Below are 15,868 nucleotides of genomic sequence, written 5' to 3'. Positions count from 1 at the left end.
CTAGTTGGCTTTTGAATACTCTTTCAACTGCTTGACGATGAAGGCCACAAACCCCTCTCGATCAATATCGAACAGCACCTTGGCGTTGTGCGGCTTGCCGGTAAGCTGGTAGCGGTCGACGACGGTCATGCCCTGGGTATATTCGCCTTGTGTCTCGACGCCGACCCAGCAATCCACCGCGGTGAACAGCTCCGGTTGGAGCAACCATGCGATGGTACAGGGGTCATGCAGTGGGGCGCCGGTGAAGCCCCATTTCGGATCGCGGTGGTAGATCATGAAGAAGTCGAGCAACTCCGCGACACATTGGGCGGCAGGGTTGTCGATGGTGCGAAAGCGCTCGATATCCTCGTCCATGATCTGCGCCTGATGTGTGACATCCAGTCCACACATCACGATCGGCAGGCCAGACTTGAACACCATGTCAGCGGCTTCAGGGTCAACGAAGATGTTGAACTCGGCGGCAGGCGTCCAGTTGCCAACACCCGCCGCACCGCCCATCAACACGATGCTGTCGATCTTGTAGTGCAGCTCCGGGTGAGCGGCAAGAAACAGCGCGATATTGGTCAGCGGGCCGGTGGGCACCAGGGTGACGGCCTGCTCACATGCGCACACCTTCTCGGCCATCAGCTCGATAGCCGTCTGCTTGACCGGTGCAAAGGCGGGGTCGGGTAGTTTGGGGCCGTCCAGGCCACTTTCGCCATGTACGTTGTCCGCGATGATCAGTTCACGGGCCAGCGGCTTGGGTGCGCCGCCTGCCACCGGAATATCATGACGCCCCAGTAGAGTCAGCACGCGCAGTGCGTTGTTGAGTGTCTTGTTTGGCGTCTGATTGCCGGCACTGGTGGTGACGGCCAATACCTCAAGCTCAGCAGTGCTGAGTGCCAGAATCAGCGAGATGGCATCGTCGTGGCCGGGGTCGCAATCGAGAATGACAGAGCGTGTCATGGGTGATGTCCTTTTTGTGTTGTTCTTGTGTCTTGTCGCGGTCTTAGACCCACTCTCTCTTTATGCCTGATCCAAAAACGACACGCCATCCTGAAGAGGGGCGTGTCGTTGCGGCGGATGCTGGCGATGTCAGCGAGTACCTGTTGTTCCCCCGACAACCTTGCCGTCGTGGAGGCAGGGAAATCGCGGAGGCTTTTTGAAAGAGGGTCTTTTGTCTGAGAGTGGGTCCTGAAGGGCGTGAGAGGTGGTGGATGTTGAGTCGTGTTCAGAGACTGAGAACTTGGTAGGTGTAGGGGTTTTCGGTTAATTAACTTTGTTAAATATAGAGATACGCCGTTTCACGCTTATTCTTCGGTTTATTATTTGTCAAAAGTTTCCTGCGTCGTTATGTCTTAAGTCGTAAAGACGTTTGGAGCAAATACCTTTTGTTAATAGTTACTGTTAACTATTCACTGCTAGTGTTGCTTTACCAGCCTGGTGCCGCTGTGATTTCTCACATAGGAGCAAGGAAATGGCATACAGCAACAATAATATCTATGTCCCCAATCGTAATCAGAGTCGTTCTCTAGTCAATTATGATGCCACTGCCATAATGCCCAAGAGCGCGATGTTCATAGCGGCATTGGGATTTGCACAATTCTGCCTATTTGTTGCGTTATTGGGCCCTGTCATGGTGTCAATGGTCTTGAAAGCAAAGACGCTTTCCAGCGACCCACTGCAAATAACCAATATTGTCGGGAATGTGCTGGGGATTGGCGCCATAGCAGCACTGATAGGCAATGTATTGTTTGGTTATCTTTCAGATCGTACCCGGTCAAGATATGGTCGTAGACGCCCCTGGATCGTGGGTGGCGTGCTGTTTATGGCGTTATCTCTTTATATGATAAGCCTGGCAAATAGCACCTCCGTTCTATTGATAGGATGGTTTTGTGCACAATTAGGGGCCAATGCAGCATTTGGACCATTCATTGCAACACTATCCGATCAATTACCACGTACTCAATACGGAAAAGTCTCTGCGGTAATAGGCATTGCCCAGAATGTTGGGGTTCTTGCCGCTGCGTGGTTAGCCAGCAAGCTGTCGGATGACATGTTCCTGCTGTTCATGGTACCTGCTTTCATCGGGGTTGCTGGAATGCTGGGGTATGCCCTGATATTGAAAGATCCACCCAATGAAGAGGTGGCGACAGAATTTCATCTCAAGGATTTGCTGAAAGCGTTTTGGATCAATCCTGTGCAGCACTCTGATTTTGGCTATGCCTGGCTTTCCCGTTTCCTTGTCATCTTCTCTACCTTTCTTTTCACGACCTATCGCTTGCCGTACGTAATAGAACACTTCAGTTCAGAAAACAATGCCGTGGATATAGTGTTCAATGGAGTGCTGGCTTATACCATTTGTCTTGTAGTTTGTGGCTACCTGGCAGGCAAGATATCAGACAGATTGGGGAAACGGAAAATCTTCGTCTTTGCATCTCTCGTCATATTCTCGATAGGCACCTATTCGTTGATTCATCTTGATTCTGTAACGCAGTTTTATATTGCCGAAGCCTTGTTGGGCGCAGCCTTTGGTATTTATACCAGTGTTGATATGGCGCTTGTCCTGGAGGTGCTCCCCAATCCTGATCGATGTGGCAAGGACTTGGGCGTATTCAACATGGCCGCAGTATTACCTCAGTCCTTGGCCCCTCTGATCGGAGCAATACTATTGAATATAACCTCAGGGGATCCGAATTATCATCTCCTGTTGATTGTAGCTGGGGTCTCCGGTTTATTGGGGGCTATTACAATACTTCCGATTAAAAAGGTGAAATGACATGAACTCCAGTGTCTTTGTTGACAACAGTTCCCTCAAGTATGCGGACAAGATAAATACGCTATCACTTGCGGAAAAAGTCGAGTTGTTGAGCGGAAAGTCAGCGTTCACATTACACGGCAATACCTCAATAGGCTTGCAGCCCCTGGTATTTTCAGATGGACCGACAGGTGTACGAGGGCTGAAGGCACTCAATGGCGATAAAGTCGCACTGCTGCCCAATGCCACCTTGATCGCGAGCTCGTGGGATGATGATATCGCAAGAGAAGTGGGCGTGATTCTCTCCGAGGAAGCGTCGCGTCAAGGGGTCGATGTGGTGCTTGGGCCTACCATCAATTTGCATCGAAGCCCTTTGGGAGGGAGACTTTTTGAAGCCTATTCTGAAGATCCCTATCTGACAGGACGCACCGCCACCGCCTATGTGCAAGGTATGCAGGACAACGGGACTGGCGCGTGTCTGAAACATCTGGTCGCCAATGAATCAGAAACTCTGCGCAATTTTGTCAACTCGGTCGTTGATGAATCCACACTTCGGGAACTGTATCTTTTACCCTTTGAAATGGTAGTACAAGATGCCAATGTCTGGTCAATGATGTCTGGTTACAATGATGTGAATGGCTTGCCGGCATCGTCTCAGGACAAGATCAAGAATACCATCGTGAAAGGTGAGTGGCGGTGGGACGGATTGATAATGAGTGATTGGTATGCGACCAAATCAACTGTTTCTTCCGTCAATGGAGGATTGGATCTGGTGATGCCAGGCCCCGGTGGTCCCTGGAAGCAACGTCTTATATCCGCCGTGGAAAGCGGCGCTGTGCTTGAAAGCACCGTGGATGAGCATGTCAGTAGATTATTGCTGCTGGCTGATCGAGCAGGCAAGTTGGACTCTGATACCAAATTCGACTCTCATGACTCATGTCTCGCTCCCGATGCTGATCAAAGAAGACAACAATTGCGCCGTATCGCGTCACGCGGAATGACGCTTCTTTACAACAATGATGTATTGCCACTCAACAATGCCCTGTCAGACGTCGATAAAAAGATATCGCTGATAGGTCGACATGCCATTGATACGGTATGCATGGGCGGTGGGTCTGCCAAGGTCAATCCTCCTCACCAGATTTCACTGGCTGATGCGCTGGCTCAGCAGTTGGAGACTGAACTTGAAATCGTCGATGGAGTGGAGGTTCGTGAGCGACCCTTGCCTGCTGATACTCAGTACATTTCTGACCCTCAGAGTGGGCAGCCGGGTATGCATGTTGTTTTCCTGGATGAAAATGACGAGGTAATGAGATCCTGGTCAGAAGGCAGCGCTGCCATCACTCTGGAACGCGAAGATGGCGTGAAAGAATTTCCGCATAGAATCATCTTTGAAACCCGGTTATCAAAGACATGTTCTGACTGGGAGGTAGGAGGTATCGGTGCAGGTTCATGGACCATCACGATTGATGATGAATCCTATTCTGAAAAACTTTCCTACAAGAGTTTTGACCCGGGTGAATCTGTCATATGTCCTGCTTCTACCACACGTCTGTTTACCCGCGTAGGCGGCAAGATTCTCAGAGCAACACTGGATCTCAATATCATCGATTGGCGTCATGAACTGGAGCAGAAACTGAACATCTCCCTTCCTGATGAAAGTCATATGTTTGAAATGACGTCTCAAGGACTGTTTGCACTGGCGGCAATCCCGAGAAGACATACTGATGAAGAGGCTCTGATCGCGGCCGAAAATAGCGCGAGAACGTCAGATATTGCTATCGTCATGGTCGGGCTTACGGATGAGGCAGAGACAGAAGGTGCTGACAAGGCAACTCTTTCGCTACCGGGACGACAGAATGAAATGGTCGCTCGTGTCGCCAATGTGGCCAAGAAGACCATTGTCATCGTCAATGCAGCCACCCCTGTCTTGATGCCATGGGCAGATGATGTCGATGCCATCCTGATTGCCGGCTTGCCAGGCCAAGAGGGCGGACATGCGATAGCAGATGTCATTGTCGGCAGTAGTGAACCTACTGGACGACTTGTGACTTGCTATCCCATTGAGGATGGTGCATCTCCCGCGTGGTCCGTTCAACCCGATGACAACTTGAATCTGGTATATGAGGAAAAATCCTGTATAGGTTATCGTGGCTATGACAAGGACATTTCGCCAGCCCCCTTGTTCTGGTTTGGCAGTGGGTTGGGATATGGCGTATGGAACTACGAAAACGTCAGTGTATGTTCCTATATTCCCGGGAGTGAATGTGTTGTAAAGGTAACGCTATCGAATACAGGCGCCATGGATTCTCGGGAAACAGTGCAGGTCTACTTCAGACCAGATGATGATCATCAACCAATACGCCTGGTGGGTTATCAAGGCGTGGATGTGTCAGCGGGGAATCAGGGGACTGTATCCATCAAGTGTGATCCTCGTTTATTCAATTTCTGGGATGCGTCAACTTCTCAGTGGAATATACTGGCACAAGGAGAACTGATCATTGCACGTGGACTGGGAGATAAACGACTGCGGATTGCATTGACTTGAGAAACTAAGTAAGTTGAAAAGGAGGTGGCGACAGCTACCTCCTTTTCATAACAAGAGTTTACAAGATGAATTCTTCCGTGAATGGTCGCAGAACCGTCGGACGGCCGCGCAATACCGATAGCGACGCTCGACGTGAAAGGATTCTGGAAGTCGCAACTGACATATTTTCTCGCGATGGATATAGAAGTACTGCCATGACGACGATCGCCAGAGGGGCTGGTTTGAGTCAGACAGGCTTGTTACATCATTTTCCCAACAAGAATGCATTGTTGAACGCAGTCATGGCACGTCGTGATTCCCATGACTGGCTAAAGATTGATCTAGCCGGAACTCGTGCACGCGGGTGGCACTATATCGAAAATCTGGTATTCCTGGTTGAGCATAACCAAAGCAAAAAAAGTATTGTCAAACTGTTCACTACGCTTTCTGGTGAGGCTGTAGATATTGATCACCCCGCCAATCATTGGCTCCTGGAACATCATCAAACTTTCTCTGAGGCGATATGTCAGGCCTTGAATGAAGCCAAGAGTGATGGGCTTATCGATGCTAATGCACCTGTTGAATCCATTGCCAGAACTATCATGGCAGTCATGGATGGACTGCAGATTCAATGGTTATCGAATACAGATTATAAAGACATGTCTCACGACTTTTCCCTGTATATCGACACAATACGCAAACAATGGCAGGCGCCTCACAAGCCTGAGCAAGACAAATAAACACGCCTGCAACAGGCGTGTTTTTTCTAGCGTGTCATTCCCTCTTTATACCTGCTGCTCGCGAGCCTCTGTCAGCATCTGCACCAATACTTCCACCGGCTGTGCGCCCGGTACGTAGAACTTGCCGACGATGGTGCTGGGCACGGACTGAATGCCGGCTTCGCGCAGCGCTTCCTGCTGGCCAGCGACATCCTGCTCACCTTCAGGGGATTGCAGGAAGGCGAGTGCCTGCTCGACGCTTAGATTGTCATCGTGTTGGCTGGCGATCTCGGCCAGTACCTGCTTATCTCCCACGTCCTTGCCGTCGTGGAAGTAGGCGACAAACAATGCCTCCAGCAACGGGCGTTCCGGCAGGCCTGCCGACTGCTGACGCCAGACGACACGCTGGGCATCAGTGGAGTTGGGTGTACGCTGCATCAGCGAGTGACGGAAGGTAACACCGCTCTGCGCGCCGCTTTGCGCCACCTGAGCATCCAGCTCCGCGCCGCGCTCGACACTGCCGAACTTCTGGCGACGGTAATCAGCACGCGCCATGCCTTCACGCGGCACATGCGGATTGAGCTGGAAGGGCAGATAGCTGACGCTGATCTCATCCTTGAACTCCAGCTGCGCGATGGCCTCATCCAGATGGCGCTTGCCGATCCAGCACCATGGGCAGACCACGTCGTAGGCGACTTGAATGTCGAGTTGTGACATCGATATCTCCACTGATTGAGAGAGAAGTAAGCAATAATTCAAATACTTTATTGAGCGATCACTCATCATAGCGCGTCAGTTGTCTGGACGATAGCGCGGTTGGGTGGCGGTATCACGAAGACAGTGCGAGAGAGCGACTCTTGTCATTCCCGTATGGCGAAAATGAAGAACGGCCACCCGAAGGTGACCGTTGTCTTCACACGTTTGTCTTGCGCGATTGCCTTGTAACAGGCAATGGATCAGGCGAGGCTTTCCAGCGCTTTCTCGATGATAGTGAGGCCTTCCTCGAGCACTTCTGGCTCGACGGTCAGCGGCACCAGCACGCGGATGGTGTTGGAGTAGAAGCCACACGACAGCAGAATCAGGCCCAGTTCCTTGGCCTTGGCGCATACGGCAACAGTGGCCGCCGGATCCGGCTTGCCATCGGCATCGACCAGTTCGAACGCTGCCATGGACCCCAGATTGCGCGAGTGAGCGACGTGGGTGAAGCGCGCTTGCCAGCTGGCGAAACGTGCTGCCAACAGCTCGCCCATCTGAGTGCTGCGCTCGAGGATATTCTCTTCACGGATGACGTCGATGACGGCCAGTGCCGCGGCGCAGGACAGCGGGTTACCACTGTAGGTGCCGCCGAGCGAGCCGGGGCCAGATGCATCCATCAGTGCGGCAGTACCGACGACAGCGGATAGCGGCATGCCGTTGGCGAGACTCTTGGCCATGGTCATGATGTCGGCTTCGACACCGCTGTGCTCCATCGCGAACAGCTTGCCGGTACGCGCGAAGCCGGACTGCACTTCGTCGGCGATCAACAGGATGCCGTGCTCGTCACACAGCGCACGTAGCGCCTTGAGGTAGGTCGGCGAGGCGATGTAGAAACCGCCTTCACCCTGCACCGGCTCGATGACGATGGCGGCGGTGCGGTGCGGCGCGATATCGGTCTTGAACAGGGTATGGATCGCGTTGAGTGACGCTTCTTCGCTGATGCCGTGAATCGGATTCGGGTAGGGCGCACGAAAGATATCGCCCGGCATCGGGCCGAAGTCATTCTTGTACGGCAATACCTTGCCGGTCATCGCCAGCGTCATCATGGTGCGGCCGTGGAAGGCGCCGTCGAAAGTGATGACACCGCTACGGCCAGTGGCAGCACGCGCGATCTTGATGGCGTTCTCGACCGCTTCCGCACCAGAGTTGACCAGCAGCGTCTTGCGCTCCGGGCCACGCACCGGCGTCAGCTCGGCAAGCTTCTGGCTCAGCAGCACGTACGGCGCGTAGGAGATGACGCCGGCGGCGGTATGCATGACCTTGTCGAGCTGTGCCTTGACGGCGGCGACGATCTTCGGGTGACGGTGACCCAGATTCAGCACGCCAATGCCGCCGGCGAAGTCGATCCAGCGCGTGCCGTCGGCATCCCAGATTTCAGCGTTAAGCGCGGTATCGGCGAACTGTGGTGTGGCAGTCACGGCACCCTTGGCGACGTACTTGTGCTTGAGGACGTCGAGCTGTGCGTTGCTCAGGCCGTTGGTGGTATCGGTGCTCATGTCATTCTCCTGAAAGTCTTCGGGCAGGATCACTGCCTGCCTTTTCGTTGTCTTGGGCCCGCACGCCCTGGCGTGCGGGGAATGTCTCGTGACGTCTACCACTCGAGAACAGGCCGTCTTAGAGGCCGCCGATGCAGACGTACTTCAGCTCGGTGAACTCTTCCAGGCCATGGTGCGAGCCTTCGCGACCCAGTCCGGATTCCTTGATGCCACCGAAGGGGGCCAGCTCAGTGGAAATCAGGCCTTCATTGACGCCGACCATGCCGTATTCCAGTGCTTCCAGCGTGTGCCAGATACGACGGTAGTCATTGGCATAGAAGTAGGCTGCCAGACCGAAGGGCGTGTCATTGGCCATCGCGATGGCCTCTTCGTCCTTGTGGAAGCGGAAAATCGGCGCCAGCGGGCCAAACGTTTCTTCATCCGCGACGAGCATGTCGGTGGTGACATCAGCCAGTACGGTTGGCTCGAAGAAGCTGTGACCCAGCGCATGCTGCTTGCCACCACACACCAGGCGTGCACCCTTGTCGACGGCATCGTCGATATGGCGCTGCACCTTGCTGACGGCGGCATCATTGATCAGCGGGCCGATCGTGTTGCCATCCACCAGGCCATCGCCAACCTGCATGGCGGCGACACGTGCGGCCAGTTTCTCGACGAAGGCGTCATACACGCCGTCCTGGACGAGGAAGCGATTGGTGCAGACACAGGTCTGACCGGCATTGCGGAACTTGGAAACGATAGCGCCCTCAACCGCCGCATCGACATCAGCATCATCGAAGACGATGAACGGTGCGTTGCCGCCCAGCTCCATCGCGGTCTTCTTGACGGTCGAGGCACACTGCGCCATCAGCAACTTGCCCACCGGCGTGGACCCAGTGAAGGACACCTTGCGAATGCGGGGATCGGTGGTCAGCACTTCACCGATGGCGATCGGCTTCATGGCAGTGACGACGCTGATCAGGCCCGGCGGCAGGCCGGCTTCCAGGGCGAGATCCGCCAGCGCCAGTGCGGTCAGCGGCGTCGCTTCCGCCGGCTTGATGACCACCGAGCAGCCCGCCGCGATGGCCGGTGCACACTTGCGGGTGATCATCGCCAGCGGGAAGTTCCACGGCGTGATGGCCGCGACGACACCGATAGGCTCACGCAATACCATCAGGCGCTTGTCCGCCCCGTGGGACGGCAGCGTTTCACCGGCCATGCGCTTGGCTTCTTCAGCGAAGAACTCGATAAACGAGGCGCCATAGGTCACTTCGCCACGCGCTTCGGCCAGCGGCTTGCCCTGTTCCAGCGTCATCAGCTGAGCGAGGTCTTCACGATGTGCCAGTACCAGATCAAACCAGCGACGCAGCAGCGCAGAACGCTCCTTGACCGGCACCTTCTTCCACGCCTGGCCGGCCAGATCGGCGGCGGCCACGGCATCACGCGTGTCATCGGCACTGACTTCAGCGACACGCGCCAACAGCTCGCCCGTGGCCGGATTGGTGACATCGAAGGTGGTGCCGGTCTCGCGTCGCTCTGCACCGATCAGTGCGGGAACGAAGATACCGTCACCGACATAGCGTTTCAGGAAGGCGGACATCTCGACTGCGGTATGGGACATGTGAAGCTCCTCTTGCGTCATGAGTGCTTGGCGTTCAAGCGCTGGCGTTGTACATGGGGAAACGTCTTGCAGGGACGTGCAGGGCGAGCAAGCAGGACAGACTCACTCGTCGACGAAGGACGGTTTCATGATGCGATCACTATAGTCGCGGCCGTATTGCTTGAGGGCGATGGCGTACATCACCAGGCCAAGCATCATCCAGCCACCGAAGATCAACCATTCGGTGCCGGTCAGGGCAGACGGACTGCCCGGCAGGTACAGACAGGCCATGGCGAAGGACAGAATCACGGCGAGCACGCCACACACCATGCCATTCTTGACGCGGAACGGACGCGGCATGTTCGGCTCACGGACGCGCAGAATCACGAAGGACAGTGCGACGAACAGATAGGCGATGACGATGCCCAGGCCACCGGCGTCGACGATCCAGACCAGTGCCGGGCGTCCGAAGAATGGCGCGATGCAGGACAGCAGGCCGATCAGCAGCACGGCGTTGGTCGGGGTCTTGTGTTTCGGGTGCAGCTTGCCGAGTGCGGCAGGCAACATGCCGGCATGAGCGAGTGCGTAGATGGCACGTGAACCGCCGATGTAGAAGGCATTCCAGCTGGTGATGATGCCGGCGATACCCGCGAGGATCATCAGCTTGCTGGCCCACGGCGAGTTGAAGAGTGATCCCATGGCATCCGGCACGCTCAGGTTGCTCTGATTCAGCGCTTCCTGATCGAGTGACATGCTGGTAGCCAGAATGATCAGTGCATACCAGACCACGGCTAGCACGACCGACATCATCAGCACTTTGCCGATGGCGTTGTAGGGCAGATTGATCTCCTCGGCGGCCTGCGGGATGACGTCGAAGCCGACGAACAGGAAAGGCACCAGCACCAGTACGGCAATGATACCGGCGGTCACGCCACCGTCAGATTGAGTGAACAGCGGTGTCATGTTGGCGACGTCACCTTCAAACAGCGCGCCGGTCACGAACAACACTCCCGCGATGAGGATGATGCCGGTCACGACTTTCTGCAGCAGTGCCGCGGTAGTGATGCCGACGTAGTTGATGGCCATCATGGCCAGTGAACCACCGACACCAACGGCAACCCAGGTAGCCTTCACGTCCCAGCCCGCGATGGTCCACATGTGGCCAATCGCGTAGTTGGGTGCCAGATTCTCGATGACCGTCGGCAGCGCTACCGCTTCAAACGACACCACGCTGAGATAGCCGAGGATGATGGTCCAGGTGCAGATGAACGATGCAAAGTGGCCCATCGCACGATAGCTATAGACGTGTTCACCGCCAACCTTCGGCATGGCAGCGGCCAGTTCGGCGTAGGTCAGTCCAATCAGTACAACGGCAGTACCACCAATGATGAAGGCGATGATGGCCCCCATGCTACCGGCGTCTCTTATCATGCCACCGGTGAGGACAATCCAGCCCCAGCCGACCATGGCCCCGAAGGCCAGTGCCAATACATCACCACGGGCCAATACTCTGACAAGTTGTTGTGCAGGAGGAGAAGTGTTGCTCATGAATAGTCATCCGAATGCTTTTGGAAGTTGTTATAGAACGACGCAGTGTGCGAGCTAACGTCGCTCTCGCTACCTGTCCGGGGGAGACACTTTATCTGCGGCGCTTGAAAGACACGCTAGCAGTGGTTTTACTGTCTGCGAATGGACCAATTATTCTTTTGACTAGACCACTTGAAGTCGCCGTCGGATAATCCTACGTTGCCTACCCCCTTGGTCGTAGAGCGACCGACCCCTGCGATCAGGAGTATTGATATGGATCAGGTGACACTCGCTCCGCTGATCGAGCGCTATATGCGTCAGTCTCAGACCCTTGGCAAGCAGGTCCGGGTGGAGCAAGCGCTCCTGGAAGTCATTCGTCATGACTGGCCAGTGGGTGCGAGACTGCCAGCGCATCGCAGTCTGTGTGTGGCATTGGGGGTGGCGAGAAATACGCTCGCACTGGCGATCAAGTCACTAATATCAGAAGGTTATCTGCATACCGGTCATGGACAGGGCACCTGGACACGACGGCCGCATCATCCGCAACGTCTGGCACCACAGACGGCTGTCATCACGCCACTGCCGTTGTCGACACGTGCGCGCAGGGTACTGGGCGGTCAGGGGGCCAGCCTGATTCAAAGCGGCGCCTTCGTGCCGGGTATCCCCGATATCGCGCGTTTTCCGATGCGTAAATGGCGCCAGTTGTATGCCAGTGTCACGGTGCCGCACAACGCACTACTACTTTCGTATTCCAGTGGCGGCTATGGTCCGCTGAAGCGTGAGATACGGGATTTTCTACGCCGCTGGCGCAATATTGATTGTGATACTCAGCAGATCATCATCACCGAGGGCACTCACCACGGCATCGAACTGTGTGCCTTGGCGCTGGCCGATGTTGGGCAGCGCGTCGTGATGGAATCACCGTGTTACTGGGGGGCGCGCAATGTCTTTCTGGCGGCTGGGATGGAGACAGACTTGATACCGTGGTGTCCCGAAAATGGACATGAGCTGGCAGCCTTGCCACGTGTGCCCGTGCAGATGGCGTATTTCACTGGCTCACACCACTACCCCTTGAGTGTCCCCACCTCCCGCGAAGACAAGCTGGCACTCTGTGAGGCATCTCAGCCGGCCTATATCCTTGAGGATGATTATGAGTTCAGTGGCGATGATTGCGATGAACTGCTGTTTGACCCGGATTCGGATAATCGCTTGCTCGTCGGGTCCTTCTCCAAGCTGATGTTCCCGGGCTTGCGGCTGGGGTATCTGGTGGTCCCGCGCTCACTGGCGGGTCCGATGAATCGGCTGCGCAGTGAAGTCTTCCGTGAGGGCCGCATGCTGGATCAGGCGGTGCTGGCGCAATTCATCGCCGATGGCGATCTCGATGGCTGGTACCAGCGCATTCAGCGTGATTATCTGGGACGTCAGCAGGTCGTACATGACCAGTTGTGTCAGGTGAAGGGTGTGTTCAGTGTATCGCCGCCCTCACGTGGCATCAGTCTGTGCTTGCAGTTTGCACAAGACATTGATGACCAGCGTGTGGCGCAGTTATTGATGAAGGAGCATCTCATCGTGCGGCCGTTGAGCATGGTATGCAGTGAGACGGATTTGCGACGAGGGTTGGTGCTTGGCGTGGGCATGTTGTCTGGCGACAGTCTGGTCAGCGAGGCGGCACGTCTACGGCGTACTCTTGAGACGGTACTGAAGCTGCGCGATGTTCGGTTGCGCAGCAGCCCCGCTTCCACGAATGCCATGGAGAAGCGGGGCGAGTGAGCCGTAATGAGGGGGGGCTAGCAGTGCGTGTCACAAGCAGGAGCAGTGTGACAGGCAGGGAAAGCGACATTATTTCGCTTGCTGCATCCGTTCAGTCAACTTGCGGAATTCCTCACGCATGGCGCTGTTCTGGAAGCTGATCGCGACGGGCACCTGTAGCTCTGCCAGCGTATCGAACGTCTTCACGCCCTGACGGATCAGATCGGCGACATGCGCGCTCAGCTTGACGGTGCGGTAGGTGTTGGTCGCCACTGCCAGTTCACGTTGGCTCTGGCTCAGCGACTGCTTGACCCGATCACGCTGCTCGCTGACCAGGGTGCGATACAGAGTGATGGTCTTGAGTGTCAGGGCATTGGCGCGGATGTTGTTTTCCAGACTCTCACGTTGACCGCCTTGCTTGATGAGTGAGCGGGCGTCACGGGTCGTGGCCTCAGCCTCTGTGGCAAAGCCTTTCAACTTTGGCAATACCTCATCATTTACACGCGTGATGAAGTCTTCCTGCATGGTCACGATCATGCGATGCAACATGACAACCATGCCGTAATAGCGGCGCGCGTATTCCAGATTCTCGCCACTATCGCGGGTCAACTCAGCCAGCTGCTGTGCCACTGACTTGATGCTCGCGAATACGACACTCATGTCCAGTACGTCATCACCAACCACGGATGACAACCATACCTGTACCTGGTCGGGTGTCAGCGTGATATCAATCTCCTTCAGCCGCGCTGCCAGCTGGCCTTCCAGCGTTGTCAGCTCACCCTGATACGCTTCGATATTGGTCTCATGAGCCTTGATCAGCAGATCATAGTCACCGCGCGTGCTGGCGGTGAACTCACGCAGCGTCTCGGTCGGCGTGAAGCGTGTCAGAGTCGAAACATCGGTATCCGGCGCGAGGATACGCTTTTCCTTGAGCTCCGATATCTGCTGACGTGTGTCGCTGATCTTGTCTTCGACCTTGCGATACGTCGTGCGCAGCTGGGTCAGCTCCGGTACGTCCAGTGCCTCCATCGCCTGTTTGATCATGTCGTCCATATCATCGCGTGCCGATGTCTGGTCACGACTGATCCAGGCCTCCTCTGGCAGCGTCTCCATCTCGTCGAAATAGCTGACGGCTTTCTTGAGCGTGGCGAAGGCTTCCGGTTGATCGAAGTCCATGCCGTCCGCTGCCAGTACCGCCGGTGACAGGGTAGACGCAGAAAGACACAGTGCGATCACTGCGGCGCGAACGGATACACAAAGAGCTAGGCGTGGCGCTGGGGGCATTCAGGAAGTCTCGATTGATCGTGAAGCTCGGGAGCGCAGGGTAGCAAAATCGCGGCAGAGCGTCTTGCGCTGACGCAGGAAGGGGGAGGTGATGCCTGACTGGCATCGGAGTGCAGACCACGGAGCTTGGAACAGAGCCATCGAGGAGGCTCAAGAGTCGTCTGGTACGGCAATCACGGCAGGATACACGACAAGTGTGACGCTCAAGATGAAACGAGCAGGGGCCGATATCCTTGCATCGGCCCCTGCCCGTCAGTGCGTCATTCAGTGGCGTCGGATCATTGCGTGCCGTGTGATTCAGCGTTGCATGATCCAGTGTTGAATGATCAAGTATTGAGGATGACGCCACCATTGAGATGAAGGGTCTGTCCTGTCATGTAGGACGAGTCATCACTGGCGAGGTACACGTAAGCCGGCCCCATCTCGCTTGGTTGGCCTGGGCGACCCATCGGTACCTGGCTACCAAACTCGGCGACCTGTTCATCATTGAAACTCGCCGGTATCAGCGGGGTCCATACCGGGCCTGGGGCAACGGCATTGACGCGAATGCCTCTGTCCATCAGCGTGCCGGAGAGTGAGCGCACCAAGCCCTGAATGGCGCCCTTGGTGGCGGAATAATCAATCAGGGTATCGTTGCCCTTGAAGGCGTTCACCGAGGAGGTGGCGATGATCGTGTCGCCCTTGTCGAGATGCGGGACCGCTGCCTTGATCAGATAAAAGTGACTGAAGATGTTGGTCTGGAAGGTGCGTTCCAGCTGGGCATCCTCGATCTCGGTGACATCGCCCCAGTCGTATTGCTCGGCTGCGTTGTTGACCAGGATGTTGAGCTTGCCGAAGGCCTCCAGCGCACCGGAGATCACCTTGCGGCAGAAAGCCGGGTCGCCCACATCACCCGCGATTCGAATCGCGCGCTGCCCCTCTGCCTCGACCAGGCTAATCGTCTCCTCTGCATCCACTTCTTCACTGCCCAGGTGAGTGATCATGCAGTCTGCCCCTTCACGGGCAAAGTGCACGGCCGCCGCACGACCTATGCCGCTGTCACCGCCGGTAATGACGGCGACCTTGCCCTTGAGCTTGCCGCTGCCGCGGTAACTGTCACGAATGTATTGCGGTGCGGGCTGCATGCGATGTTCATCGCCGGGTTGGTGGTCCTGATGCTGCGGGGGCTGTAATTGACTCATGTCGTCACACTCCCTATCCGTTGATCTAGAGGCTAGATAAATTCGTCTTCAGATATTCAACGTCCTGCACTCACTGACATGCGGATACGCAGCGAGTTTTAAACCCTCATGTGCGTTTTTTCTCATATTTGGGGTCTTGTCATCCAGGAGAGGCGCGGCTTTTCCCTGCTTCGCCACAGGGAGTGTGCTGCTCGAAGGGAACGAAGAGACTTGTAGACTGAAACGCCCGCCGCTGAGGGATCAGCGACGGGCGTCATTGTCAGCCTGTTTAGCGTCTTGTCCGTCTGTCGAGTGTCTTGCCAGCCTGTCGGGA

The 15,868-nt window shown here is 55.7% G+C and carries 11 protein-coding genes; 4 read left to right on the top strand and 7 right to left on the bottom strand.

Going from position 1 to position 15,868, the window contains the following annotated elements; all coding sequences use genetic code 11:
- Positions 1 to 945, bottom strand: a complete 945-nt coding sequence (gene rihA, locus GQR90_RS09320) for a pyrimidine-specific ribonucleoside hydrolase RihA (RefSeq protein WP_158773867.1) — start codon at positions 943 to 945, stop codon at positions 1 to 3.
- Positions 946 to 1,456: 511 nt separating this feature from the next.
- Between rihA and GQR90_RS09315 the strand changes: the two genes are divergently transcribed.
- The 3 genes from GQR90_RS09315 (at position 1,457) to GQR90_RS09305 (ending at position 6,004) form a co-directional block, all read left to right on the top strand.
- On the top strand, positions 1,457 to 2,758 hold the full coding sequence (locus GQR90_RS09315) for an MFS transporter (protein WP_158773866.1): 1,302 nt from the start codon (positions 1,457 to 1,459) through the stop codon (positions 2,756 to 2,758).
- Between the two features lies 1 nt (position 2,759).
- Positions 2,760 to 5,285, top strand: a complete 2,526-nt coding sequence (locus GQR90_RS09310) for a beta-glucosidase (RefSeq protein WP_158773865.1) — start codon at positions 2,760 to 2,762, stop codon at positions 5,283 to 5,285.
- A 65-nt stretch (positions 5,286 to 5,350) separates the two neighbouring features.
- A complete protein-coding gene (locus GQR90_RS09305; RefSeq protein WP_158773864.1) occupies positions 5,351 to 6,004 on the top strand; it encodes a TetR/AcrR family transcriptional regulator in 654 nt (217 codons plus the stop codon).
- A 45-nt stretch (positions 6,005 to 6,049) separates the two neighbouring features.
- Here the strand turns inward: GQR90_RS09305 and GQR90_RS09300 are convergent, their stop codons facing one another.
- The 4 genes from GQR90_RS09300 to GQR90_RS09285 form a co-directional block, all read right to left on the bottom strand.
- Entirely contained in the window at positions 6,050 to 6,700 is a 651-nt protein-coding gene (locus GQR90_RS09300; protein ID WP_158773863.1) for a DsbA family oxidoreductase, read from the bottom strand.
- Positions 6,701 to 6,939: 239 nt separating this feature from the next.
- The gene (gabT, locus tag GQR90_RS09295; RefSeq protein WP_442778522.1) at positions 6,940 to 8,235 is read right to left on the bottom strand and encodes a 4-aminobutyrate--2-oxoglutarate transaminase; all 1,296 of its coding nucleotides are present in this window, start codon (positions 8,233 to 8,235) and stop codon (positions 6,940 to 6,942) included.
- A gap of 118 nt (positions 8,236 to 8,353) precedes the next feature.
- On the bottom strand, positions 8,354 to 9,814 hold the full coding sequence (locus GQR90_RS09290) for an NAD-dependent succinate-semialdehyde dehydrogenase (protein WP_158775421.1): 1,461 nt from the start codon (positions 9,812 to 9,814) through the stop codon (positions 8,354 to 8,356).
- Positions 9,815 to 9,937: 123 nt separating this feature from the next.
- Positions 9,938 to 11,362 carry an APC family permease gene (locus GQR90_RS09285; RefSeq protein ID WP_158773862.1) on the bottom strand — a complete coding sequence of 475 codons (1,425 nt, stop codon included), beginning with the start codon at positions 11,360 to 11,362 and terminating at the stop codon, positions 9,938 to 9,940.
- Positions 11,363 to 11,614: 252 nt separating this feature from the next.
- Between GQR90_RS09285 and GQR90_RS09280 the strand changes: the two genes are divergently transcribed.
- Complete coding sequence (locus GQR90_RS09280; RefSeq protein ID WP_233266183.1) at positions 11,615 to 13,111, top strand: aminotransferase-like domain-containing protein; 1,497 nt, start codon at positions 11,615 to 11,617, stop codon at positions 13,109 to 13,111.
- A 69-nt stretch (positions 13,112 to 13,180) separates the two neighbouring features.
- On the opposite strand, the gene GQR90_RS09275 is transcribed toward GQR90_RS09280, so the two are convergent.
- Together GQR90_RS09275 and GQR90_RS09270 are read right to left on the bottom strand one after the other, a co-directional pair.
- Entirely contained in the window at positions 13,181 to 14,374 is a 1,194-nt protein-coding gene (locus GQR90_RS09275) for a hypothetical protein (RefSeq protein WP_158773861.1), read from the bottom strand.
- Between the two features lie 326 nt (positions 14,375 to 14,700).
- Complete coding sequence (locus GQR90_RS09270) at positions 14,701 to 15,555, bottom strand: SDR family oxidoreductase (protein WP_158773860.1); 855 nt, start codon at positions 15,553 to 15,555, stop codon at positions 14,701 to 14,703.
- Positions 15,556 to 15,868 lie beyond the last annotated feature (313 nt).

The sequence above is a fragment of the Cobetia sp. L2A1 genome (genome assembly GCF_009796845.1).
In the GTDB taxonomy this organism is placed as follows: domain Bacteria; phylum Pseudomonadota; class Gammaproteobacteria; order Pseudomonadales; family Halomonadaceae; genus Cobetia.
The sequence above is the reverse complement of the archived record's forward strand: the minus strand, read 5'-3'. Positions and strand labels throughout refer to the sequence as shown.

Coding starts and splice junctions, on each gene's coding strand:
- rihA (WP_158773867.1), bottom strand. CDS start 945: ATGACACGCTCTGTCATTCTCGATTGCGACCCCGGCCACGACGATGCC.
- GQR90_RS09315 (WP_158773866.1), top strand. CDS start 1,457: ATGGCATACAGCAACAATAATATCTATGTCCCCAATCGTAATCAGAGT.
- GQR90_RS09310 (WP_158773865.1), top strand. CDS start 2,760: ATGAACTCCAGTGTCTTTGTTGACAACAGTTCCCTCAAGTATGCGGAC.
- GQR90_RS09305 (WP_158773864.1), top strand. CDS start 5,351: ATGAATTCTTCCGTGAATGGTCGCAGAACCGTCGGACGGCCGCGCAAT.
- GQR90_RS09300 (WP_158773863.1), bottom strand. CDS start 6,700: ATGTCACAACTCGACATTCAAGTCGCCTACGACGTGGTCTGCCCATGG.
- gabT (WP_442778522.1), bottom strand. CDS start 8,235: ATGAGCACCGATACCACCAACGGCCTGAGCAACGCACAGCTCGACGTC.
- GQR90_RS09290 (WP_158775421.1), bottom strand. CDS start 9,814: ATGTCCGCCTTCCTGAAACGCTATGTCGGTGACGGTATCTTCGTTCCC.
- GQR90_RS09285 (WP_158773862.1), bottom strand. CDS start 11,362: ATGAGCAACACTTCTCCTCCTGCACAACAACTTGTCAGAGTATTGGCC.
- GQR90_RS09280 (WP_233266183.1), top strand. CDS start 11,615: ATGGATCAGGTGACACTCGCTCCGCTGATCGAGCGCTATATGCGTCAG.
- GQR90_RS09275 (WP_158773861.1), bottom strand. CDS start 14,374: ATGCCCCCAGCGCCACGCCTAGCTCTTTGTGTATCCGTTCGCGCCGCA.
- GQR90_RS09270 (WP_158773860.1), bottom strand. CDS start 15,555: ATGAGTCAATTACAGCCCCCGCAGCATCAGGACCACCAACCCGGCGAT.